Consider the following 21,332-nt stretch of genomic DNA (forward strand, 5'->3'; position numbering starts at 1 on the left):
CAGGCGTCAGCGGCTCTTAAGATTTTTATCAATTTTATCATTGTTCGTTACAGCACAGAAAACTGGAAAGGTTAACTTAAAGCCCGATCGACACATCCGGTTTCAGAGGGCGAGAAATTGCTACTGTTTGAGTTAGAGATGCGGGATTTTCGGCTATGGACTTAGTTTTGTGCCACACAACAGCAGATTTTGACGCCTTGGGGGCGGCGGTGGGACTTTGCGTGCTGCGCCCTGGTAGCAGGATCGTATTGACGGGCGGGTGTCATCCGACAGTGCGGGATTTTTTGGCGCTACACCGCGACGAGTACCCACTGATTGAACGCCGATCGGTCAATCCGCAACAAATTCGATCGATTACTATAGTTGATGCCTCCGGGCGCGATCGCTTGGGAAAAGCCGCCGAGTGGCTGGATTTGCCACAAGTAAGGGAAATTGCTATTTTCGACCACCACCTAGAGGCGCATTCAGACATCCCCGCTACTGTTACGCAGATCGAAGCAGTCGGAGCCAGCACAACATTAATTGTCGAAAAACTCAAAAATCAAGCAGAAAACAGCGACATACCCTTCCGCCTTCTGCCTTCGGAAGCAACAGTAATGGCCCTCGGCATCCACGTCGATACAGGTTCCCTCACCTTTGAGGGCGCAACTGCGCGAGATGCCATAGCTTTGGCCTGGTTGATGGAACAGGGAGCGAGTTTGGGGGTAATAGCTGAATATGTAGAACCCGCTTTGTCTCCTCAATTGCAAGATTTGCTGAGAGAAGCGCTCAAGAATTTGCGATCGGAAACTTTGCACGGTTACAGCGTAGCCTGGGTGCTGCTGTCTACTGAAGCTTATGTTCCGGGACTTTCTTCGCTGGCTTCTCGCTTGCTCGATTTAACGGAAACCGATGCTCTGCTGTTAGGCAATGTTTATAAATTTAGCGAAAACGACAACAACCGCAACATCGCTCCCGAATCGCCAGTTTCCAATCGATTAACTATTATCGGTCGATCGCGCATCGAAGGTACAAACCTCAGCGAATTGTTCAAACCCTTCGGCGGGGGAGGCCACGCCCGCGCCGCTTCCCTCGCTACCCGCGATGTTGACCCCCTGCTGACTTTAAATCAGTTAGCTGACGAACTCAAAACTCAAATTCCCCACCCTCCGACAGCCCGCGAATTAATGTCGTCTCCAGTGCGGAGTATTCGCCCGGAAACCTCGGTGGGGGAAGCTCACCGTATCCTCCTACGTTACGGACATTCAGGGCTTTCTGTGGTCGATGCGGGCGATCGGCTCGCCGGCATTATCTCGCGCCGCGACATTGACATTGCCCTGCACCACGGTTTCAGCCACGCCCCGGTGAAGGGTTACATGAGTCCGCAGTTAAAAACGATCGCCCCAGATACCTTGCTGCCGGAAATTGAATCTTTAATGGTGACATACGATATCGGGCGCTTGCCAGTATTGGAAAACGGTCAACTGATGGGAATTGTGACTCGGACTGATGTGTTGCGGGAATTGCACCAGCAAAAAGCGCGAGACAGGGGAAGTAGTGCAGAATTCTCTTATTGTGCTGTGTCCGAATCGGTTGAGCAGTTGTTGCGATCGCGCATCAGTCCCGAATTATGGCAATTATTGTCGATCGCCGCCAATATTGCCCAAAACCGCGGCTGGCAACTTTATATTGTGGGTGGAGCAGTCCGGGATTTACTGTTGGCGACGGATGATACCAAGGGCGGGCAAGATGCCCACCCCACAACATTAAACTCTTGTGGAACAGGCATCTTGCCTGTTGCCCTAACAGATATCGATTTGGTTGTGGATGGAAAGTGCGGTTCCGATGATTCCGGTGCTGGTGTCGAGTTAGCTTCCTCGCTGCAAAAACTTTACCCAGAATCGCGTTTGGACGTTCACGGTCAATTTCAAACCGCCGCGCTTTTGTGGCACAAAGACTCTGCTTTCGGCTCGCTGTGGGTGGATATCGCTACGGCTCGCACTGAATTTTACCCTTATCCGGCTGCAAATCCTGAAGTTGAAGCGAGTTCAATTCGCCAAGATTTGTACCGCAGGGATTTTACAATTAATGCGCTGGCTGTGCGGTTGGGTGTTCCTCGCAGCGGCGAATTGTTAGATTTTTTCTGCGGTTTGCTGGATTTGGAATCGAAGCAAATTCGAGTTTTGCACGCCAATAGTTTTATCGAAGATCCGACGCGAATTTATCGCGCGGTGCGGTTTGCGGTGCGGTTGGGATTTGAAATTGAGCCACAGACGGAAGGATACATACGCAACGCTTTGGCCAGCGGGATTTATTACCGAATTCAGGGGGAAAACGGCCGAGCTCCGGCTTTGGAAACTAGGCTGAAAAGTGAATTGAAATACATTTTGCAAGCTCCTTACTGGAAAGTTGCTTTGCAAATGCTGGGAGATTTGCAGGCTTTGCGCTGCATTCATCCTAGTTTGGAGTTGGATCGGGAGTTGTGGCGGCAACTGCGTTTGCTCGATCGGTGTTTGCAAGGAAGGAAGAAGGAAGGCACGACACGGATTTTGACACGGATACACGGATTAACGATTGAGGGTGAGTCACGAGTCAGAGGGAATAAGGAAGAGGGAATACGGAAGAAGGAAGAAAAAGAAAAAGCAACTATTCTCAAGGCTCAATCCCCAATTCCCAATTCCCCATTCCCTATTATCAATATTCCCGATTGGCAGATGCGGCTGGAAGTTTTGATAGCTTATGTAGCACCGGAATATCGCGGCAAGGTGGCTGCAAATCTTCAGTTACCTGCTGACAGCATTAAGCGGTTGGAAGTTTTGGAAGCCGGAAAGAAGCAGTTAGCGGAGAATTTGCCTAAGTGCGAGTTGCCGAGTCAGTTGGTGTTGCTGTTGAGGAATTATGAATTGCCGGTGTTAATTGCGATCGCCCTACAAAGTCCGCGAAGTGCACGCCGCCAAATCTGGGAATATCTCACCAAATGGGCGAATGTTGAGCCGCCTTTGAATGGCAACGATTTGAAGGCTTTGGGTTATAAGCCGGGGCCTGGGTTTAAACGAATGTTGGATGATTTGTTGGCGGCGAAGTTGGATGGCGATTTGGGCGATCGGGCTGCTGCTATCTCTTTCTTAGCACAACGTTATCCTCAAGCTTAGTAAGGTGCGTCAGCAGCGCGTTATTTTTTATCTAATTGATTAGCTAATTGCTGACGCACTCTACTAAAATTTAAGTTTTCAATCCTAAACAGCCTAACCAGGCGATCGCACATTATTGATATTTCGAGAATTAAGGTGAAGAAACATCGCTCCTGGTTTAATCGCAATTCTCCTTGCAAACTCACTTGATTTTATAAATGTCAGCATTTTCCCTTTTAATTTCATAAAACCGCTGATCCGTCAACTAAAAACCTCAATCTTTACAAAATTTTTGTGATCGTAAAGATTCGATAAAGCTACGAGGGGTTATACCCCCTATGAGTTATAGTGACATATATATAGATGCACCCTGATGGCTTTCCCGTTCCACAAGAGCGGGATTTTTATTGGAAAAATATTGTATTAAGTTTTAAGACACCTGCTAGAGATAGAATTGGTGGAAAATTTCAATAGAACGATCGCAGCAACGGTCATTAGTACAACTGCCACTAATGGCGAAGGCACCGCTTTCGTGAAGCGAGGCAGAATAAAGAAGCCAATATTTGCTCCTACATCAAATACGATGTCACATTTATGCAACTCAATTCCATTTTTGATGTAGGTGTGTACTTCTTTATACACAAACTGGGCTTAGTGCTTCTGTAACCAAAATATGATCCTCCCACTCGTAAGTTTCACTTATTTATAGTTTTTTTTCATTCTGTACACTTCTTACTTAGTTTTTGAACTCTGATAGCCTGCAATCTTCTGCAGACAAGGCTGTTACTGGTTTTGAACAGCCCCTCCACAGATACGTTTTGATTAAGACAGAGAAGGAAAAGGTGTGCCCGTTTCATCGTAGCTATAGCCTTGCTTTTCACGAACCATCGCTAAACCTTCTTGTAGTGCACTCAGGCGATCGCCCATCCAGTGATGTCCGGGAATTAAACCAGCAATACCTAACTTTTCTAAGCGACGTTTTACCTTCCCTGTTGCCCCAAGAACAATCACTTGCCGCCCAGCCTCAATCGCCTCTTTAATCGCATTTTCGATTGCCAAAGAAGACGTTACGCCCAGCATAGGAACTTCACCTAAATCGACAATCAAAACATCATAATTGGCAATAGCGCTATGTTCTCTAGCAATGGCTTTGGCAACACCAAAAATCATTGGCCCGCTGAGATGGAACAGTAAAACTCGACCGTTTGCTAAATCTAACAGTTGCTTTTCTTTCTCAGTGAGGACAATTTGATCGTCAGCGTCAGTAATCGCTTTCACGGAATTGGATTGAAGTTGCTCAAGGCGCTCGATTGTCAAGATATTAGCAATAAATACCCCTACGGCAACAGCTATCATTAAATCGACAAACACCGTGAGAAATACCACAGTATAGACAATGCCGGCTGCCTTCCAAGAAATTTTGTGAACCCGTTTGAGGAAAGCCCAATCAATAATATTGATCCCTACTTTTAAGACAATCCCAGCTAACACAGCCAGGGGAATGCCAGAAGTTAGAGGAGCCGCCCACAAAACGACGATTAACAGCACTAAAGCCCGACTAATACCAGATAATGCAGTGCGTCCACCGGCTTGGATGTTAACTACAGTCGCCGTTGTCGCTCCAGAACCAGCAACTCCACCACATAAACCAGTAATCACATTAGCAATACCTTGCCCGATTAATTCTTTGTTGGATTTGTGTTCGGTACGAGTGAGACTGTCAGACACGAGGCAAGTTAACAAACAATCAATTGAGCCCACCATGCCCAACACCATTGCATTAACAAACATTAACTGCCAATTTTCAGTGCTAAAAGTAGGCATCTGGAATTGAGGCAAACCGGGAGTAATTTTTCCAATAGTGGCAATAGTGCGAATCTCAACACCACTCAATAAAATTAGAGAAATTGCCGTACCGATAACTAAAGCCACCAGTTGCGGTGGTACAACCTTTTTCCATGAAGTCGGGTAAAAGAACAGAATTGCTAAAGTTATTAACCCTAAAAAAGTTTCCGCAGGATTGAGATTAGTGATGATAGTCGGTAGATTCTTGATCACATCAATGACACCACCTTTAGGAGTTGCTTGTCCTAAAAAGGGTGCTATTTGCATAAAAATCAGAATCACACCAATTCCTGTCATAAATCCAGAAATCACGTTATAGGGCAGCATCGTAATATACCGCCCCAATCGCAATACCCCAAAGAGGATTTGAACTACTCCTGCCATCATCACCACAGTAAATGCCATTGCCATGCCATTTTCAGGATTGTTAGCCGTGAGTCCGCTAATAACTGCGGTGACAATTACTGTCATCGGGCCTGTTGGTTCAGAAATTAGACTCGGTGTACCGCCAAATAAAGCAGCAAAAAATCCGACTAATATTGCCCCCCATAATCCGGCAGAAGCACCTGCACCAGAAGCGATACCAAATGCTAATGCCATCGGTAAGGCAACCACCGCTGCGGTTAACCCCCCAAGAATATCTCCTTGTACGTTACGGAAATGGATTTCATTGGTTATTTTCACGACAAATTTTTCCTCTCTTAAAAATCAAGCTGAATTTATCTACGTCGAGTTAACGGAATAGCAATACGGGAATATTGCTACTTCTAAGCAGTTGGGCAGTGGTACTACCAATTACTAAATGGCGAATGCGGCTATGTCCGTAAGCGCCCATTAGTAAAAGGCTGATATCGTGCTGGGTAATATAGTTGGAGATCGCTTTTTCAGATTCACCTTCTATGATGCTACAGACTGGCTCAAATCCTGCTTCTTGCAATCTTTCTTTTGCTTCACTAAGTCGAGCGTTCGCCCTTTGATATGAGTCATTTTTCGTCACTTTTAGTAGATGTAATTCCAAAGTATTGAAGAAAGGATTCTCTACTAAAAATTGCAGTATCTTCTTTCCCGTTAGACTACCATCATAGGCAACTAAAATGCGCTCAATCGGTTTAAAATCACGGGAAGTAACTAAGCAAGGCTTATGACTACTGCGAACAATTCGATCCACATTTGCCCCTAAATGTCCAGAAGCAAAATCGGCTGCTTCTCCGCGTTTACCTAAAACAATCAAATCGGAATTTTCTTCAAACTCATGAAAACAATCCACCAGGAATCCTGTTTTATGAGTTAAATCAAACTTTTCTAGACCTTCAGCTTTTAGAGCCTCGGCGGCATTTTGTAAAATCAATCTTGCCCGTTGATTGTTCAGCTTGGCTTTTTCATGTTCTAAATTCACTAATTCGTTAAGTAATTGTTCTGAAGCGCCAAGTCCAATAGTACCGCTTAAGTTGCCAGTAGACGCTACTTTTTGGCTGCGAATATCGGTGACAGACAAGACTGTAATTTGGGCATTTAGTTGAATAGCAAACCAAGCTGCATATCTATAAATGTTTTCAGCAAAAGATGAACCATCGGTACAGAGTAAAATAGTTTTCATTTGGGTTTTAGCTTCTGACATTTCAGGCATTGAAGGCAAGAATACTACTGATTTTTCATGGCATCGGCGTTTTGAGAAATTGCCAATTTATTCAACAATGTCGTACTCGCTTCATTTAGTCCGATGAGTTCTACTTCTACTCCATTGCGGCGAAATTTAAGCACCGCTTTATCCAGTACCTCCACGGCACCTTGATCCCACAGGTGAGCATAGGTTAAATCAATGGTGACGCGCTCGACCAGTTCTGTAAAATCAAAAGACTCTAGAAATTCATCTCTCGATAAAAAGAAAATTTGTCCAGCTACCTTATAAATGCGATGGGAGCGATCGTCACTCAACACTTTATCCACAAATACCAACTGGGCAATCTTGTTAGAGAAGAATACGGTACTCATGACGATGCCTGTCACTACGCCGAGGGCAAAATTACGGGTGAAAATTGTCACAAACATCGTCGTTAACATGACGGCGGTTTCTGTGCGGGGGATGCGGGAAATATTTTTGAAGGATGACCAGCGAAAGGTACCGATCGACACCATAATCATCACGGCTACTAATGTCGCCATCGGCATTTGCTTGACCCAATCTTGCAAAAACAAAATCGCGAATAACAGGAAAACCCCAGCCGCCAGCGTTGATAGTCTCCCCCGTCCGCCAGACTGCACATTAATCACCGATTGTCCAATCATTCCACACCCAGCCATACCCCCAAAGAAGCCAGTAACGATATTGGCAATGCCTTGTCCTTTGGCTTCTTGGTTTTTATCGCTGGGGGTATCTGTGAGTTCATCCACCAGTGAAGCGGTGAGAAACGAAGCCAATAAACCAACGATCGCCAAGGTCAGGGAATAGGGCAAGATAATCTCTAGTGTCTCTAGAGTTAACGGGACTTGGGGTAGAGCAAATAAGGGTAGGGTAGTCGGTAACTCTCCCATATCCCCGACAGTGGGAACATCGAGTTTGAGAGCGATCGCAGCGATCGTCATCACCGCTAGGGCCACCAAGGGAGAGGGAACTGCTTTGGTAAAACGAGGCAGAATGTAAATAATTGCCAAGGAAAGGACAGTCAGCACATAGACTGCCGGCGGAACATTCGTCAGTTGGGGCAACTGGGCGAGGAAAATTAACACCGCCAGCGCATTGATATAGCCAATCATCACCGCCCTAGGTACAAATCTCATTTGGCGTCCCAGTTTTAGCACCCCAAACAAAACTTGAAAAACCCCGGTTAACAAGGTTGCCGCTAATAGATACTGCAAGCCATGATCTTTGACTAAATCAATCATCAGCAGAGCCATCGCTCCTGTGGCTGCAGAGATTGACCCTGGTCTGCCGCCTAAAAACGCTGTCATGACGGCAATAATAAAGGAGGCATAAAGCCCGACTTTGGGATCGACCCCGGCAATGATCGAAAAGGAGATCGCTTCCGGGATGAGGGCAAGTCCCACGACTGCACCTGCCATAATGTCTCGCTGAGTGTTAAAAAACCACTCTCGCCTCAGAATTGTTCCGTTCAAGTTTCCTCCTAAAGTAGCTGTCTGAAAAAAAGGCAAGGCTATTGACGCACTTCATTTGATCCCACCCATCATGCGATGTGAGATCAACGAGTACGATCGGGAGAAAATAAGCTGTTGCTGGCGCTTTAATTCAGAATCTATAAAGACTGCACCGCACTATGTATTGGTGAAAACCAATAACTCGTTTCAAGTTATAAAGGAGCCTTTCTACAAGCTCATTCCTTGAGTGTTTCTGAGGGATTAAAGTCTGTTTTCAAGCCCGGATATACCCCTAAATCACCCTTTTTTAGTGGAGCTTTGACACTCATTCTCCCCCCTTTTTAAGGGTGGCTGGGGGGTTCTTCTTCCCAACAGAGCGGTAAATATAGAGTTTGAAAACACTTCCTAGCGAACTTACTGACTGCAACACAAACTAATCCAACTCAGACCAGCATTTACTCGCCAAGCTTTGTACTGTTGGATGACAACAACTTTTTGTCACATTAATACTTTAGTTCCACGCTAGGGTGGACAATTCCCAATACTTAGGGCTACTGAAGAGATTGCTTTTTGCTGCATTACTTGCATCTGTTCACCGATGAATACCCACAAGGGAACTTATGGTTTGAAGTCAGCATACCACGACGACTCTACAATTTGCAATAAAAATATATATTTCCTCTTCGTAGCCAGGAAACACTTGATCCAGCTCCTGCGCGATCGCCAACATTTCCATCAATGTCAACCGCGCTCCAACCAGGCGATCGCTATGCGGTTCGTTGGATTGAACATCCAATGGCATCGTTAACTTAATTACTTGCGCTTCCTAAAGATACGCTCTTACACCAACGGCTAAACTTGTTGAATCGCCTCATAGGTGCTATTAATATAGCTGGAGTCCTGTTTTCCATACTTGAAGCCGTGGGTCACTATATCCCTACAAGAACGAACCGAATCAGCCTGCTGACGATCGCTCAACAGTGTCCACCTTAAGTATTGCCCTGCGATCGTTAGCTTAATTCTGGCATTGCCGTATTGCGTTTCAAGAGCGGCATTGCCTATGGAATGAGCCAATCGTTTTAGCGATTCTAGGCTCTCAAGATAGGGCACTATAAGGATTTTGTCATGGTTTTAACGTCATCTGAGTTACGCGAAATAACCTAAAGACGTTAGTATATTGTGGGAAACGGCATCAATGGAATATCAACTTAGCGTTCACAGCAGCCCTGCAACAGGGCGAAAACACCATAATTAATAGTTGATTGTACTCTGATTTTTGAAGTTTTATGGATCAAGAAGATTTTACTCATGATGTTAGGTCAATTTTCTGGAATCCCCAACTGGATGATGCTTACTTTCGCAAACTTTTAATTTGTTTTACTGAATCTTGTCGCCAACAATCAACCCTCTTTGTCACTTATATCATGTCCGAGCGAGCGATTAAAAGGGCGGGTTTTTGAGATTGTCAATTATTGGCAGATATTTTTCGTGCACCCGCCCCTACGGTATTAGGGGTAATCGACGGGACATAATATTAAGCAGTGTATTTGCCAGTTTGGGGGAGCGAATGTGAGTTATAAAACAATTAAAAACCCGGTTTCTGCTTAAAGAAATCGGGTTGTTGAAATCGATGGTGAAGCGCGATTTTCTGTCTACACTATTCGGAAAATAAAAGGGTAGCGGTAAGGTTGGTTAGGAGTTTGCAAAACGTGGAGGATAGCCATTATTGTCAGTCCCCAGTGTAGCAGATAACCTAGGGGCACTAGGATAAAGCCAGCAAGACCAAAAGTGACGACAGTTAACGCCACAATTACGGCGCTGTACAGCCATACATTAAGGTGAAAATTGATGGCTTCTGTGGCGTTTTCTTTGACAACGGGGTCATCTGATACTAACAATACAGCGATCGGCGCTCCGATCGAGAACAGTAACGTGCTGAAAAAAATCGCCCCGTGGCACACCAGTGATAGCAGCTTCCGCTTGTCAGAGTCGTACATATTACTTTTCCTTGACTTTATTGATAATTTTACCTTTAATAGCAACTGTAGCACAGGCTATAATGGCGATCGGGTGATGATTCCCCTACCTAATTTGTGATGACAACAGAACTCGAAACTGAACTGCTAACTGCTGTTGAGCGCCGGCGCAACTTTGCTATTATCTCGCACCCTGACGCGGGAAAAACTACTTTGACAGAAAAGCTGCTGCTGTACGGAGGTGCAATTCACGAAGCAGGTTCTGTGAAAGCGCGGCGGGCTCAGCGACACGCTACCTCTGACTGGATGGCGATGGAACAGCAGCGGGGAATTTCTATTACTTCTACTGTTTTGCAGTTTGAGTATAAAAAATATCACATTAATCTGCTTGATACTCCGGGACACCAAGATTTTAGTGAAGATACTTATCGCACTCTGGCGGCGGCTGACAATGCGGTGATGCTTGAGGATGCTGCTAAGGGTTTGGAACCGCAAACTCGGAAGTTATTTGAAGTTTGTAAGCTGCGAAGTTTGCCTATTTTTACTTTCTTTAATAAGCTCGATCGCCCTAGTCGAGAACCTTTGGATTTGTTGGACGAAATTGAGAAGGAATTGGGGTTGCAGACTTATCCGGTAAATTGGCCGATAGGTACGGGCGATCGCTTTAAAGGTGTTTTCGATCGCAGAGGGCAGAAGATTCACCTATTCGAGCGGACTAAACACGGTTCTCGCGCTGCTGTTGATACTGTCATCGAATTGGGCGATCCGCGCATTGAAGATTTGTTGGAACAAGACCTTTACTATCAGCTCAAAGAAGAGTTAGAACTGCTGGATGAGTTAGGAACTGAACTCGATTTAGACTTGGTTCGGGCTGGAAAAATGACGCCTGTTTTCTTTGGCAGCGCGATGAGCAATTTTGGGGTCGAACTGTTTTTAGATGCGTTTTTAGATTACGCTATGAAGCCGATCGCCCGCAAGAGCAGCGCCGGAGACTTGCCGCCAACTTATGAAGATTTTACCGGGTTTGTGTTCAAATTGCAAGCGAATATGGACCCAAGACATCGCGATCGCGTGGCGTTTATTCGGGTTTGTACAGGCAAGTTTGAAAAGGACATGAACGTGACTCACGCTCGCAGTGGTAAAACGGTGCGTTTGTCAAGGCCTCAAAAGTTATTTGCTCAGGATCGTGAGTCGATCGAGGTTGCGTATCCGGGGGATGTGATCGGTTTGAACAATCCGGGAGTATTTGCGATCGGGGATACTATTTACACTGGGCAAAAACTGGAATATGAAGGGATTCCCTGTTTTTCTCCCGAACTTTTTGCTTTTTTGAGAAATCCCAATCCTTCTAAGTTTAAGCAGTTCCGCAAAGGCGTTTCTGAGTTGCAGGAAGAAGGCGCAGTGCAAATTATGTACTCGGTTGATGAGGCGAAACGCGAGCCAATTTTGGCTGCTGTCGGACAGTTGCAATTTGAAGTTGTGCAGTTCAGAATGCAGTCGGAATATAATGTGGAAACGACGATCGATATGTTGCCTTACAGTGTAGCTCGCTGGGTTGACGGCGGTTGGGAGGCGCTGGAAAAAGTTGGGCGGCTGTTTAATACGGTGACGGTGAAAGATACTTGGGGAAGGCCGGTTTTGCTGTTTAGAAATGAGTGGAATTGCCGACAGGTGGAAGGGGAGCACCCTGTTTTGAAGTTAAATGCGATCGCCCCTGTGGTTTCTGGTTTAGCTGTTAGCGAGGAGTGATAATGATTGGTTTGTAGGGACGCGGAATAGTTGATATGTGTCAACAATCGCCTGAAAACTTTTTTATCTCTCGTTTATAACTGAGGCCAGATCCCCCTAAATCCCCCTTAAGAAGGGGGACTTTTATCGGAATCGGAATCTTGTCCCTTATTAAGGGGGGCTAGGGGGGATCTGGCCTCGGAGAAAAGCAGCCGTCTATGAGTACGTTCGCAGCTTAAGTTGATACAAATGGACAGGGCGCCGTGTCCTGAATCTTCGTGATTCATAGCCCTAATTTGGCTTTGGCATTTTCCCAGGAAATAGTTTCGCCTTGGCGTGCTTGGTTGATGCTTGGGCGCAGTTTGGTAACAAATTCTGTATCATTGAGAATATCTAAAGTTTCCAGCAGTTCATTCAAATGCGTGTAGCTCATTTTCCTGGTTTTCGATCGCTTCAAATAAAGCATCAGCATCCTCTGTCTTCATAAATGCTTTCTCGGCTAATCGCTTCATCTGAAAGAATAGGAAGGTTGAGGGTACGATGACTGTTAATCCATTCCAGAAATGCTATTGACCATTCTGTTGGGGTAGCGGTTTCGTGAAATGAACGTTGTTGAGATTTTATTGGCCGTTTCATTATGGCACTTCTTGAATTAATTTTTAATATTATAACTATTCTAAATTACCGGCACCACAATAAAATCAGAAGCCCGATCGCCAAATCTCTCCAAGTAACTGGTTTCCAGCCGCTGACGCTGGTAAGGAGTCAATCTAAAATCTAAAATCGGTTGACGGCTGGCCCCCTCTGCGGCTACGCTTTGAAGTGAGAGGTTGCTTGCTTGTAGAGGAGGCAGCCCGCGTCACCCAAAAATCTAGTTGCACTGCCCAAAGCTGCTGGTAACAGCAATGGACAGCATAACCGCCAAACTGGGACTAGCAGTCTGGAGGCTAACGGAGTATCTTAACATCCTCTGTAGCCGCCCTGCTATGTGTTGAAATGCGGGGCGGCTGGGTTTTTGGGTTTTTCTAGAAAACCCAAAACCAGGAGAACATATTATGTCACAGGAATTCGTGCCTGACGACAACAAATCCCAATGCCCAAATGACGACTCAGCAGCAGTATCGGAACAGGAAGTGGTGCTGTTAACGGTTGTCGGTTCGCCCAAAGGTGTCCGGGAAACCATTCTCACTTTGTACCGGCTGGGATTTGCAGAAGTGGGCGATTGGAGTCCCGTACAGCGTGCCGCTAATCCGAAGCAGGTGATGAGCGTGCTGATCCGTCGGAAGCGGGCTGAGGGTATATCGCCGAGAAAATCTGGGCGGTAAGCTGCAAGGTTAAGTTTTTTTAGGGCTTACGCACAGGGGCCAGAAACCGGGTTTTTCCCTTGAATACTGCGTTGTGAGGCACAGATTCGACCAAAAACCCGGTTTCTTTGAGGAATGACGCATGGGTGGCTAGAAACCGGGTTTTTACGAGAATAGTTGGTTGTGATTCGCAGATTCGGCCAAAAACCCGGTTTCTTTGGTTGGAGTCCGTCAATCCTACAACAGTGAAAGCCTTGGAATAAAGAGGGTATTAAAGCATGATTTGGCATTATCATAAAATAAATCAACTCTAAAGATGCGCCTTGACACAGTGCTGCAAACACCGAGCCAAGACGACTTCTCCAATGTTGTAGAGCCAACACAGGAGCTATATCAATAATGACAAATAACGATCCAAATAGGTGGCTGCGCTACGATTCAGATAGGGATATTTCTCGACATAGCGCCACCAACCCGCAGAAATGCCGGGATATGCAAAAGAAGTATGGCTGGAAACTGATCGACATTGAGGAAATCGAAAATAAGTACATTTTTGAAGTTGATTGCGTGTTCAAAGGGAAAACAGAATTTCCCAACTATCTCGAAGAAAAGGAGGAAGAGTAATGCAAAAATACATTGTTTTTCAAGCTGAGTCAGGTGAAGATGAAGGCTGGAGACAGAGAAAACTCCAACACAGCCAAGCTCTAACTTTTATCATTGCAGAAAACTGGGACTCTTCTAACGAACCGATTCCTGAACCGGGATATCGCCCTGTAGAATTTGTGCGGGTGGAGTCAGAACACGATCCAAACGAGCACGCGCACAATACTCATTATCGGGTGAGTGATTGGGAAGTTGTGCGGGTGCAAACATATACGCCTGATATTCCAACTCCGATGAGCGAGTATGACGTAATTGTGATGTGTTACTGTCGGTATAGCCCGATCGATGCTCCTCTGAAACCGATGCCGCAACGACAGGTATCGATCGATTCTTTTGGTGGCGATGAGGTGGCTTACAAGCAATACCTGGAATCGGAACAGGGCAAGAATTATGCGCCGTCAGGTATCAAGTCTTAGGGCTTACGCATGGGGCCAGAAACCGGGTTTTTACGAGAAGAGGCGTTGTGATTCGCAGATTCGGCCAAAAACCCGGTTTCTTTGTCGGAGTGCGTAAGTCCTATTAATCTTATTCCAAACGTTTTAATAACTCTTTAGGTGATAGAATTGGTAAGGTGGCACCAGCAAAATCTCCTGCATCGCGGGTTACGATCGCCTCCAAGTTATCTGACAGCGCACAAGCTAACTGCACGGCATCTTCAAAATCGGTTAAATTAGATGCAAATGCTATTTCCAAAACGTGGCGATCGACGGCAGATACTTTCATTAAGGCTAGTGTTTCAGCAATAGCTTGCCTAGCGCGATCGAGGCTGCGAGTTTGCCTTCTGACAATGTAGAAGATATTTGTTAAGGTTGTTGCTGTTACATATCCGTCAATTTGCTCATTTTCGATCGCCTCAAATAAAGCATCAGCCTCTTCTACAAACGGTTCTCGTTCTAGCAAACTATCGAGGATAATGTTGGTGTCTATTAATACCTTCATTTGAGGTATTTCTCCACCAAACGCTCTTCTAACATGACTGCAACTTCCGCATCTGTTGGAGGTGGCGTATCGGTTTTTGCTAGCCCTCTGAGTCGCTTTGCCGCACCTTTGCGATCGGGCCGCAATCTAATTTTAACTTCGGCATCTGTTGGGATTGGTGTATCAGTTTTTGCAAGCCCAGTCACGGGTTCCACAAAATCATCCAGCAGAGGTTGGCGGGGTCTGAGTTCCTGTCTGATGGACTCAACAATCGCGTTGACTAGAGCTAATCTGTCGGTAACTGATAGTTTGTGGGCTTCTCGGCTTAATGGCAGCCAAGGAATTTGCGGTATTTGGGATTCGTTCATATTTATATTTTGATATTTTCTGGGTCTATTTTAGCAAATTTAGGGCTTACGCGCGGGTGGCCAGAAACCGGGTTTTTTCGATAATTCTTGGTTGTGATGCGTAGATTCGGGCAAAAACCCGGTTTCTTTAGTAGTTTCATCACCCAACAACTAACATAAACTGTTCTCGTTTAGCTGCGAAACTCAAGCAAGCTAAAATATCCTGTTGCGTGAGATAGGGAAAATCCTCTAGGATTTCTTGATAAGTCATCCCAGAAGCGAGATATTCCAACACGTCATAAACCGTAATTCTCATACCTCGAATACAAGGTTTACCACCTCGCTTACCCGGTTCGATAGTAATTATCTTAGCGATGTCTTGGTCTGACATGGCATTTTTCCTTTAGCTACTGTTTTCAATTTTAGCATCAAAAAATAGAGATTAAAACCTGGCGATTGAAATCGCTTCTTGTCAAACAAAGTCCGCGCAACGCGAGACTAAAAGAGCAAGGAAGTATTTAACCACAAATTGGCATAATTCTTCAGTCCTCTTTTAGAGGACTTTAGCTTTGAGGCAGGGGTTTAAACCCCTGTCGGATCGTGGCGATTGTGCAATATCTCAGAAACAAATAATTTTAGTGAAATTATTTAAGTACCTGGCGGCAAAAGTTGCAACTAATGACAGCAAAATAGAGCTGTGTTAGAACAGTTATCGATCGACCAGCCAAGCTATCTTAGAAAGGACGCTAGCGAAAGCACAGTCATGGCACCTCCCACTAATCCAAATCCGGCGGATTCATCTGCAAAAAAGTCTCTAGAGGCAGGGCTAGCAGCTTTGAAACAGCAGGATTACCCCACCGCGATCGCCCTTTTAGAATCCGTTACCCAAACCGCAGCTAATGGGCCGTGGGGAATCCGCGCGCAAATGGGGTTAGTGGGTGCGTACAAAGCAACCGGTAATCTGAAAAAGGCGATCGCCCTGTGCTCTTCCCTCGCCAAAAGTCCTAACTCTCAAGTCAAAACTTGGGCCGATCGCACTTTAAAAGAATTAACCCCCCCTCGCCCCCCAAAACCACCGGCAAATAAACCAAAATCCGCAGAAACTCCCCGCGAAACAGGCTTTGTCGCCTTTGATGCCGGAACAAAATCGCCGAAAAAAACGATTGGGGGCGATCGACCTACCGTAGATAAAAAAACAGGATTTTTACCTTTAGAGCAGGCTGTAGAGCCAGAAAACACCAAATCGCAACATATTTCCCCGCCACCTCCACCCCCCATACCGCCGATTCGCCCGACATCAGAGGGCGGGCACGGGGGCACCGCCCCTACAGAAACTGCACCCGATACAGAAATTAGCGGCGAAAATAGTTCCGCTTCCCCAACAGATATCCCCGGAGTCGCCAGCCCAGATACTTACCAACTCACTTGGCGCGAAGCAGGCCGCGCGAAAAGCCCGCGCCCCCTCAAACCGCTGAAGTTGCTGGAGTTTCGGCTGCAAGCCGTTGCAAGTGCGATCGCCCTATTTTTCCTAGCCCGGTTTATCCTGCAATTCCTGCTGACAAACACTAATTCTCTGTTGGTTCAGCTTTACATATTCAGTAGACTGCCTATTTTCGCGCCGATTCAGCTTTTTTACCGAGATCCAACTCCGTTTGTTCAGATGGTTTTTGGATTGCTTTTGGCCTCGTCTCCGTGGCTGATAGACGCGCTGCTGAAACTGTTTTGCGGCATCGAAACCCTGCGCGGGTCAGTTTTATCCAAGCACAGCAAGGAAGCTAGTCGGGTACTGCGAAGTTTTTGTACGAAGCAAAATATGCCCGTGCCGGTGCTGAAACTCTTGCCGCTGAATGTTCCTGTAGCTTTCAGTTACGGCGGTTTGCCCCGTTTTGCTCGGATTGCTGTGAGTCGGGGGCTGTTGGAACAGTTGACGGATGATGAAATTGCTGCTATTTTCGCGCGGGAGTTGGGCCATATCTCTCACTGGGATTTTGCGCCGATGTCGCTGGCGCTGCTGGTGATTCAGATTCCTTACTTGATTTATTGGCAGGTGGCGCACTGGCAAGAGCGGTTGTGTGATTTAATGACGATCGAGTTTTTGCGTTCTGCTGTCAAATTTGTGGCGGCTGCAATTTCTGCTATTAGTTACGGGATTTATAAGTTGTTGCGCTGGCCGATGTTGTGGGTGTCGCGCCGCAGAGTGTATTTTAGCGATCGTACTGCTGCAGAAATTACGGGCAATCCTAACGGTTTGACGCGGGCACTGGCTAAAATTGCGATCGGCATTGCTGATAATATCGAACAGCAAAAACAAACTAGCTTTTTCCTGGAAAGTTTCGATCTATTGTTACCTGTAGGTGTTGGACAAGCTGTAAGCCTTGGTTCTGCTGCATTACACGCGCCGCTGGAACAGATTTTGCTGTGGGATGTCAGCAATCGGGAGCGCAACTGGTTGACGGTTAACCGCGCGCATCCTTTGCTGGGAGAGCGTTTGAAGCTGTTGGCTCTTTATGCTCAATTTTGGCAACTGGAGACAGAGTTAGATTTGGCAAACGCGGGAGTGCAAGAACAACCCAGGAAAGGAAAATTGTCTCTGTTTAAGTCAATACTCGAATTTAAAGATTCAAAACTATTTTTACAGGGTGCGCCGTTTTTTGGAATTCCGATGAGTTTGGCGATAGTCGGCGTGCTGTGGCTGATTGGCTGGATTTTTTCGAGGACGAGTATCTGGCAGTTGGATTGGCTTTGGGGCGATCAATCGATTATTTGGGGCTGTTTGCCGATCGGATTTAGCATCGGTACTTTGATGCGGATCAATTATTTCTTCCCGGATATTATACCGCGAGAAACCGCTTCGCCGAGTTTGCCGGAAATTTTGTCAAATCCCGAGAGTTTGCCACTGGATGCTGAACCGGTGCGGCTGGAAGGGCAACTTTTGGGTCGATCGGGTATGAGTAATTGGCTGGGACAAGATTTGATTTTGCAAACGGCGACGGGTTTGGTGAGGTTGCACTATGTTTCGAGGTTTGGCTACATTGGCTCTTTGTGGCCATTTTTGTTCAAAGAGACTACTCGCCCTAGCGATTTGATCGGAACATCTGTTGTGGCGACTGGTTGGCTGCGCCGGGGTGCTACTGTGGCGATCGACCTTGAAAGTCTCCGCAGTCAAGGAGGGAGGGTTAGTGACAGCGGACATCCGATTTGGTCTGCGGTTTTGGCCTTTGCTGCTGCTTTTTGGGGCGCATACATTATTATCCAGGGCCCAAGGTGAGGAATGGCGATCGGATTGTGGCGTGAGTCGCCAACCACGCGCATCCTCGATCGGTTTTGAGTTAAACAGCGGAGGGGCGATGTTCTTGGTGCTGGTGGCGCTGTCTACTATTGATTGGTGTCAACGTAACGTCAAACGTAGTACCGGTATGCTGTTTGACGATTAGGGCTCGATCCCCCCTAGCCCCCCTTAATAAGGGGGGGACAAGAAATATCCTCAAAGTCCCCCTTCTTAAGGGGGATTTAGGGGGATCTAGACTTAGGTAAAAGCGAGATTTCTCAGGGGTTTCAGCCTTAAGTTGACACTAATGCCTACAGTCTTCTTCCTTCTTGCCTCTTCCCTCGTAAAGAAAAGTTGCTTTTTTGCCCGCAGTCTGTTACATTAGTTTACATAAATTGGATTGAATCAAACAGCGCGATAACTTCAGTTGGCTAAAATCCCTTAAGGCATTGCGTAAAAATTGTCAACATCCCAACACAGCAAGTACAGCCAGCCGCTTGTCGGCTGTTTTTTTTCGATCGCTATTTTTGCTGTGCGGGATGAATTCTCAAAAGTGATTCAGATGTGGTTTCCGTTAAATACAGACTGAAATCTTCCTAAATAACTAGCTCTGTTACCAAGGCTGTGATACCTTTAAAGAATGCTCGGACTCTGCCGGGCCGGATTTAAGGGATAGTGGGTAAATGAGTAGTTCTCAGCATTAGGAGCGAGATTAGGATCGAGGTAAGATTACTGGCTGAAAAAATGTTAGCCATTTTATCCATCACTGTATTAAACTGAATACTGGCATTCCGATCGCTTACAATTGACATCCTTGGACATAAATTTCTAGACGGCGCTGGCTATAAACATTCTGAATCAAAACCGGAAGCAAGTAATACAGAATAGCCAATAGCCTAAACATTTGAGTGATGACTAAAAGTTTACACAACAACCTGAGATTTAAAAGCTCTCTGCATCGGCGGTTAAGTTCCGGCCTTATCAGAGTAAATCATCTTTTTGTTCTAAAAGGTGGGGGGAGCTGTCAAGGTTGGTGGGAGGAATGCGCCAATTCTCCGGTTATGTGGTGTTTGCCTGAAGTCAATATTCAGTTGACTTCAGGTAATTCTGTTCGAGCAAATTAATTAAAATCCAAGTCGGGAGGAATTTTTCATGTCTATTCGTCTTTATGTTGGCAATCTACCCAAGGAACTCGATCGCCAAGAATTGCAAGAAGTTTTTGCACCGGAGGGCGAATCTGTTACCACCAAGGTAATTACAGACCGCAAAACTGGAAAATGCCGAGGATTTGGTTTTGTGACGGTGCTAACCGACGAACAAGCCGACCAAGTTATTGAGAAATATAACGGCTTGATGTTCAAAGAAAACCCGCTGAAAATAGAGAAGGCATTGCCCCGCTCTAAGGGTAAATCTGAGAAGGGCGAAGACGATCAACAGCAGTCGCCGCAGTCACCGCAGTTGGTGTCGGCATCGGCGTCTGTTCCAATGCCTGTGCCTGCGCCGCAGCAACAGCAGCGCTCGTCAGCTCCCCCTAGCCAAGGTGGAGGCGGTTCCAGCAAAAGCAATCGCCGTCGGGGTGACAACAACAAGTCTCGCCGCAATCAGTCAGCAGCAACTGTGTCGAGCCCTGATTCCGGCTCGGTGCAGCCAGATCCGCGCTGGGCGAGTGCTTTGGAAGAACTCAAGCAAAGATTGGTGGAAGCTCAGACTACTAATTAGTCGCAAATGGCGGCTAATTGCTGCTGTCTCCCGACTGTGGTTGACTGAATGTATCTGGAAGTGCGATCGAGAATGGGTCAAATAACCCTGTTGTCGATCGCACTATTTTATTGCAAAAAAACCTGTAATATCATGTCCTATCAATTACCATTAATATGGTAGGGGCGGGTTCACCAACAATACCCGCCAATAATTGACAATCTCAAAAACCCGCCCCGGCCGGGTTCTTACGGTCAATCGATCGCACCAGTCCCAATTCTTTAATCGAAAAAGGTATAAGTCCTCTTTATTCGATCGGCCCGAATTCGATTGTCTCAATAAACTCAAAAATCTTGTTCATAATTCCCTCAACTTCAGACTCCAGGGAACCCAATTCATCCCCCTCCTGATAAATTCGCTGACAGCTTACGGTGTAGCAAAAATCGTCAGCAATAAAAGCCATAAGTCCCCGGTAAGCATCCAACCGAGTCAGAGGGCGATCGTTTTCTTGCACGCTGATAGTTGCACCCGCAGGCAAATCTAAAACCACGAAATAAGCTTCTTCATCTTCTAAATATTCTGCGTGGAGTAACTTAGAATTGGCAACATTAGCAAGAATTGCCTGAGAAACAAAATTGTCGAGAAAAGACTTGAGATAACCTTCCTCGCCAACCGACTCGATTGTTTCTTCCACTTCACCAGCAACAGGGAAATAATCAATTTTCAGCAAAACGCCAAAGTCGTCAGAAAATGCGACACAGCTTTCTTGCTCATCAATTTTACCGCCTCGTTCCTCGTCAACTGGAATGGGAACGCTAAAATTGCCTTCAGGAGATACGTACCATGCCGCATCGAAATCAGACTCTTCGCCCTCTACTTCCGAGTAAGCAGCAATTACATCCTCAATAATTTCTGCAGCTTCCTCGTCTTCCACACCTAATGCTTGCTGGAATTCCTGAAGAAAAGCCTGATGCTTCTGAGCTATTTCGCCATCTGCGACAAACATTGCTGCGGTTATGGCAAAAGTATCCAAAACTAACTCATCTGGCATAGATTCGCAAGCAGTATTAAATAATGCTCCTAAACCGTCTTGGGCGACAATACCAGCGAGTCTTTGAAACATTGCTGACATATCATCTTCCGAGTATTCAGCAAATATTTCTGATTCCCAAAGTATGCTTTCTAAGATATCAGCATCCGTGTCAGGGGAATTTGCCTCCGCTGCCACAAATGCTACCGCTGCTACGGATTCTTCTAAAGTCAAGCTTGCTTCGGATTGGTCTTCTGAATTGAATATTTTATCAAACTTTGCCACAGGTTTTGCCCCGCTAGTGTTTAGTTTTGCTATTCATAGCAAATTTATGGCATAAAAAGATAGTAGT

At 46.0% G+C, this 21,332-nt stretch carries 20 protein-coding genes; 8 read left to right on the forward strand and 12 right to left on the reverse strand.

The annotated features are described in order from the left end of the window. The first annotated feature begins 155 nt into the window (after window positions 1-155). Window positions 156-3,131, forward strand: a complete 2,976-nt coding sequence (locus QUB26_RS07775; protein WP_333317380.1) for a CBS domain-containing protein — start codon at window positions 156-158, stop codon at window positions 3,129-3,131. Window positions 3,132-3,932: 801 nt separating this feature from the next. Here QUB26_RS07775 and bicA read toward each other — a convergent pair. The 6 genes from bicA to QUB26_RS07805 form a co-directional block, all read right to left on the reverse strand. After that, on the reverse strand, window positions 3,933-5,639 hold the full coding sequence (bicA, locus tag QUB26_RS07780; protein ID WP_333238167.1) for a bicarbonate transporter BicA: 1,707 nt from the start codon (window positions 5,637-5,639) through the stop codon (window positions 3,933-3,935). Window positions 5,640-5,688: 49 nt separating this feature from the next. Then, window positions 5,689-6,573 carry a universal stress protein gene (locus tag QUB26_RS07785; protein WP_333238169.1) on the reverse strand — a complete coding sequence of 295 codons (885 nt, stop codon included), beginning with the start codon at window positions 6,571-6,573 and terminating at the stop codon, window positions 5,689-5,691. A 23-nt stretch (window positions 6,574-6,596) separates the two neighbouring features. Then, window positions 6,597-8,069 carry a SulP family inorganic anion transporter gene (locus tag QUB26_RS07790; RefSeq protein ID WP_333238171.1) on the reverse strand — a complete coding sequence of 491 codons (1,473 nt, stop codon included), beginning with the start codon at window positions 8,067-8,069 and terminating at the stop codon, window positions 6,597-6,599. Between the two features lie 610 nt (window positions 8,070-8,679). Continuing rightward, entirely contained in the window at window positions 8,680-8,850 is a 171-nt protein-coding gene (locus QUB26_RS07795) for a hypothetical protein (protein ID WP_333238174.1), read from the reverse strand. A gap of 50 nt (window positions 8,851-8,900) precedes the next feature. Beyond that, window positions 8,901-9,122: a hypothetical protein gene (locus QUB26_RS07800; RefSeq protein ID WP_333238176.1), complete on the reverse strand. Its 222-nt coding sequence runs from the start codon at window positions 9,120-9,122 to the stop codon at window positions 8,901-8,903. 578 nt (window positions 9,123-9,700) lie between these two features. Then, the gene (locus QUB26_RS07805; protein WP_333058248.1) at window positions 9,701-10,045 is read right to left on the reverse strand and encodes a DUF4870 domain-containing protein; all 345 of its coding nucleotides are present in this window, start codon (window positions 10,043-10,045) and stop codon (window positions 9,701-9,703) included. A 99-nt stretch (window positions 10,046-10,144) separates the two neighbouring features. Here QUB26_RS07805 and prfC point away from each other — a divergent pair, with 99 nt between their 5' ends. Then, a complete protein-coding gene (prfC, locus tag QUB26_RS07810; RefSeq protein WP_333317383.1) occupies window positions 10,145-11,773 on the forward strand; it encodes a peptide chain release factor 3 in 1,629 nt (542 codons plus the stop codon). Between the two features lie 262 nt (window positions 11,774-12,035). Here the strand turns inward: prfC and QUB26_RS07815 are convergent, their stop codons facing one another. Together QUB26_RS07815 and QUB26_RS07820 are read right to left on the reverse strand one after the other, a co-directional pair. Then, window positions 12,036-12,185, reverse strand: coding sequence for a hypothetical protein (locus QUB26_RS07815; protein ID WP_333238180.1), 150 nt, complete (start codon window positions 12,183-12,185; stop codon window positions 12,036-12,038). 32 nt (window positions 12,186-12,217) lie between these two features. Next, window positions 12,218-12,388 carry a hypothetical protein gene (locus tag QUB26_RS07820; protein ID WP_333238182.1) on the reverse strand — a complete coding sequence of 57 codons (171 nt, stop codon included), beginning with the start codon at window positions 12,386-12,388 and terminating at the stop codon, window positions 12,218-12,220. Window positions 12,389-12,807: 419 nt separating this feature from the next. On the opposite strand from QUB26_RS07820, the gene QUB26_RS07825 reads away from it, so the two are divergent. From QUB26_RS07825 to QUB26_RS07835, 3 genes are all read left to right on the forward strand, one after another. Then, the gene (locus QUB26_RS07825; RefSeq protein WP_333238184.1) at window positions 12,808-13,077 is read left to right on the forward strand and encodes a hypothetical protein; all 270 of its coding nucleotides are present in this window, start codon (window positions 12,808-12,810) and stop codon (window positions 13,075-13,077) included. A gap of 378 nt (window positions 13,078-13,455) precedes the next feature. After that, window positions 13,456-13,680, forward strand: coding sequence for a hypothetical protein (locus QUB26_RS07830; protein WP_333026237.1), 225 nt, complete (start codon window positions 13,456-13,458; stop codon window positions 13,678-13,680). Further along, window positions 13,680-14,135 carry a hypothetical protein gene (locus QUB26_RS07835; protein ID WP_333238186.1) on the forward strand — a complete coding sequence of 152 codons (456 nt, stop codon included), beginning with the start codon at window positions 13,680-13,682 and terminating at the stop codon, window positions 14,133-14,135. Before QUB26_RS07830 ends, QUB26_RS07835 begins: the two co-directional genes overlap by 1 nt. Before the next feature lie 109 nt (window positions 14,136-14,244). Here the strand turns inward: QUB26_RS07835 and QUB26_RS07840 are convergent, their stop codons facing one another. From QUB26_RS07840 to QUB26_RS07850, 3 genes are all read right to left on the reverse strand, one after another. After that, window positions 14,245-14,658 (reverse strand): PIN domain-containing protein, encoded by a 414-nt coding sequence (locus tag QUB26_RS07840; protein ID WP_333238188.1) that lies wholly within the window; start codon window positions 14,656-14,658, stop codon window positions 14,245-14,247. Next, entirely contained in the window at window positions 14,655-15,005 is a 351-nt protein-coding gene (locus tag QUB26_RS07845) for a hypothetical protein (protein WP_333238190.1), read from the reverse strand. The genes QUB26_RS07840 and QUB26_RS07845 overlap by 4 nt, the downstream gene beginning before the upstream one ends. Before the next feature lie 139 nt (window positions 15,006-15,144). Continuing rightward, window positions 15,145-15,375 carry a DUF433 domain-containing protein gene (locus QUB26_RS07850; RefSeq protein WP_333206072.1) on the reverse strand — a complete coding sequence of 77 codons (231 nt, stop codon included), beginning with the start codon at window positions 15,373-15,375 and terminating at the stop codon, window positions 15,145-15,147. Window positions 15,376-15,681: 306 nt separating this feature from the next. Here QUB26_RS07850 and QUB26_RS07855 point away from each other — a divergent pair, with 306 nt between their 5' ends. From QUB26_RS07855 to QUB26_RS07865, 3 genes are all read left to right on the forward strand, one after another. Beyond that, the gene (locus QUB26_RS07855) at window positions 15,682-18,252 is read left to right on the forward strand and encodes a M48 family metalloprotease (RefSeq protein ID WP_333317385.1); all 2,571 of its coding nucleotides are present in this window, start codon (window positions 15,682-15,684) and stop codon (window positions 18,250-18,252) included. Between the two features lie 22 nt (window positions 18,253-18,274). After that, window positions 18,275-18,418: a hypothetical protein gene (locus QUB26_RS07860; protein WP_333238194.1), complete on the forward strand. Its 144-nt coding sequence runs from the start codon at window positions 18,275-18,277 to the stop codon at window positions 18,416-18,418. 986 nt (window positions 18,419-19,404) lie between these two features. Further along, complete coding sequence (locus QUB26_RS07865; RefSeq protein WP_333234133.1) at window positions 19,405-19,971, forward strand: RNA-binding protein; 567 nt, start codon at window positions 19,405-19,407, stop codon at window positions 19,969-19,971. A 286-nt stretch (window positions 19,972-20,257) separates the two neighbouring features. Here QUB26_RS07865 and QUB26_RS07870 read toward each other — a convergent pair whose 3' ends face one another. Beyond that, window positions 20,258-21,265: a tellurite resistance TerB family protein gene (locus QUB26_RS07870; protein WP_333317387.1), complete on the reverse strand. Its 1,008-nt coding sequence runs from the start codon at window positions 21,263-21,265 to the stop codon at window positions 20,258-20,260. Between the last annotated feature and the right edge of the window lie 67 nt (window positions 21,266-21,332).

The organism is Microcoleus sp. B4-C1, assembly GCF_036705285.1.
GTDB lineage: Bacteria > Cyanobacteriota > Cyanobacteriia > Cyanobacteriales > Microcoleaceae > Microcoleus.

Coding starts and splice junctions, on each gene's coding strand:
- QUB26_RS07840 (WP_333238188.1), bottom strand. CDS start 14,658: ATGAAGGTATTAATAGACACCAACATTATCCTCGATAGTTTGCTAGAA.
- QUB26_RS07845 (WP_333238190.1), bottom strand. CDS start 15,005: ATGAACGAATCCCAAATACCGCAAATTCCTTGGCTGCCATTAAGCCGA.
- QUB26_RS07865 (WP_333234133.1), top strand. CDS start 19,405: ATGTCTATTCGTCTTTATGTTGGCAATCTACCCAAGGAACTCGATCGC.
- QUB26_RS07815 (WP_333238180.1), bottom strand. CDS start 12,185: ATGAGCTACACGCATTTGAATGAACTGCTGGAAACTTTAGATATTCTC.
- QUB26_RS07830 (WP_333026237.1), top strand. CDS start 13,456: ATGACAAATAACGATCCAAATAGGTGGCTGCGCTACGATTCAGATAGG.
- prfC (WP_333317383.1), top strand. CDS start 10,145: ATGACAACAGAACTCGAAACTGAACTGCTAACTGCTGTTGAGCGCCGG.
- QUB26_RS07835 (WP_333238186.1), top strand. CDS start 13,680: ATGCAAAAATACATTGTTTTTCAAGCTGAGTCAGGTGAAGATGAAGGC.
- QUB26_RS07820 (WP_333238182.1), bottom strand. CDS start 12,388: ATGAAACGGCCAATAAAATCTCAACAACGTTCATTTCACGAAACCGCT.
- QUB26_RS07785 (WP_333238169.1), bottom strand. CDS start 6,573: ATGTCAGAAGCTAAAACCCAAATGAAAACTATTTTACTCTGTACCGAT.
- QUB26_RS07795 (WP_333238174.1), bottom strand. CDS start 8,850: ATGCCATTGGATGTTCAATCCAACGAACCGCATAGCGATCGCCTGGTT.
- QUB26_RS07825 (WP_333238184.1), top strand. CDS start 12,808: ATGTCACAGGAATTCGTGCCTGACGACAACAAATCCCAATGCCCAAAT.
- QUB26_RS07805 (WP_333058248.1), bottom strand. CDS start 10,045: ATGTACGACTCTGACAAGCGGAAGCTGCTATCACTGGTGTGCCACGGG.
- QUB26_RS07775 (WP_333317380.1), top strand. CDS start 156: ATGGACTTAGTTTTGTGCCACACAACAGCAGATTTTGACGCCTTGGGG.
- QUB26_RS07850 (WP_333206072.1), bottom strand. CDS start 15,375: ATGTCAGACCAAGACATCGCTAAGATAATTACTATCGAACCGGGTAAG.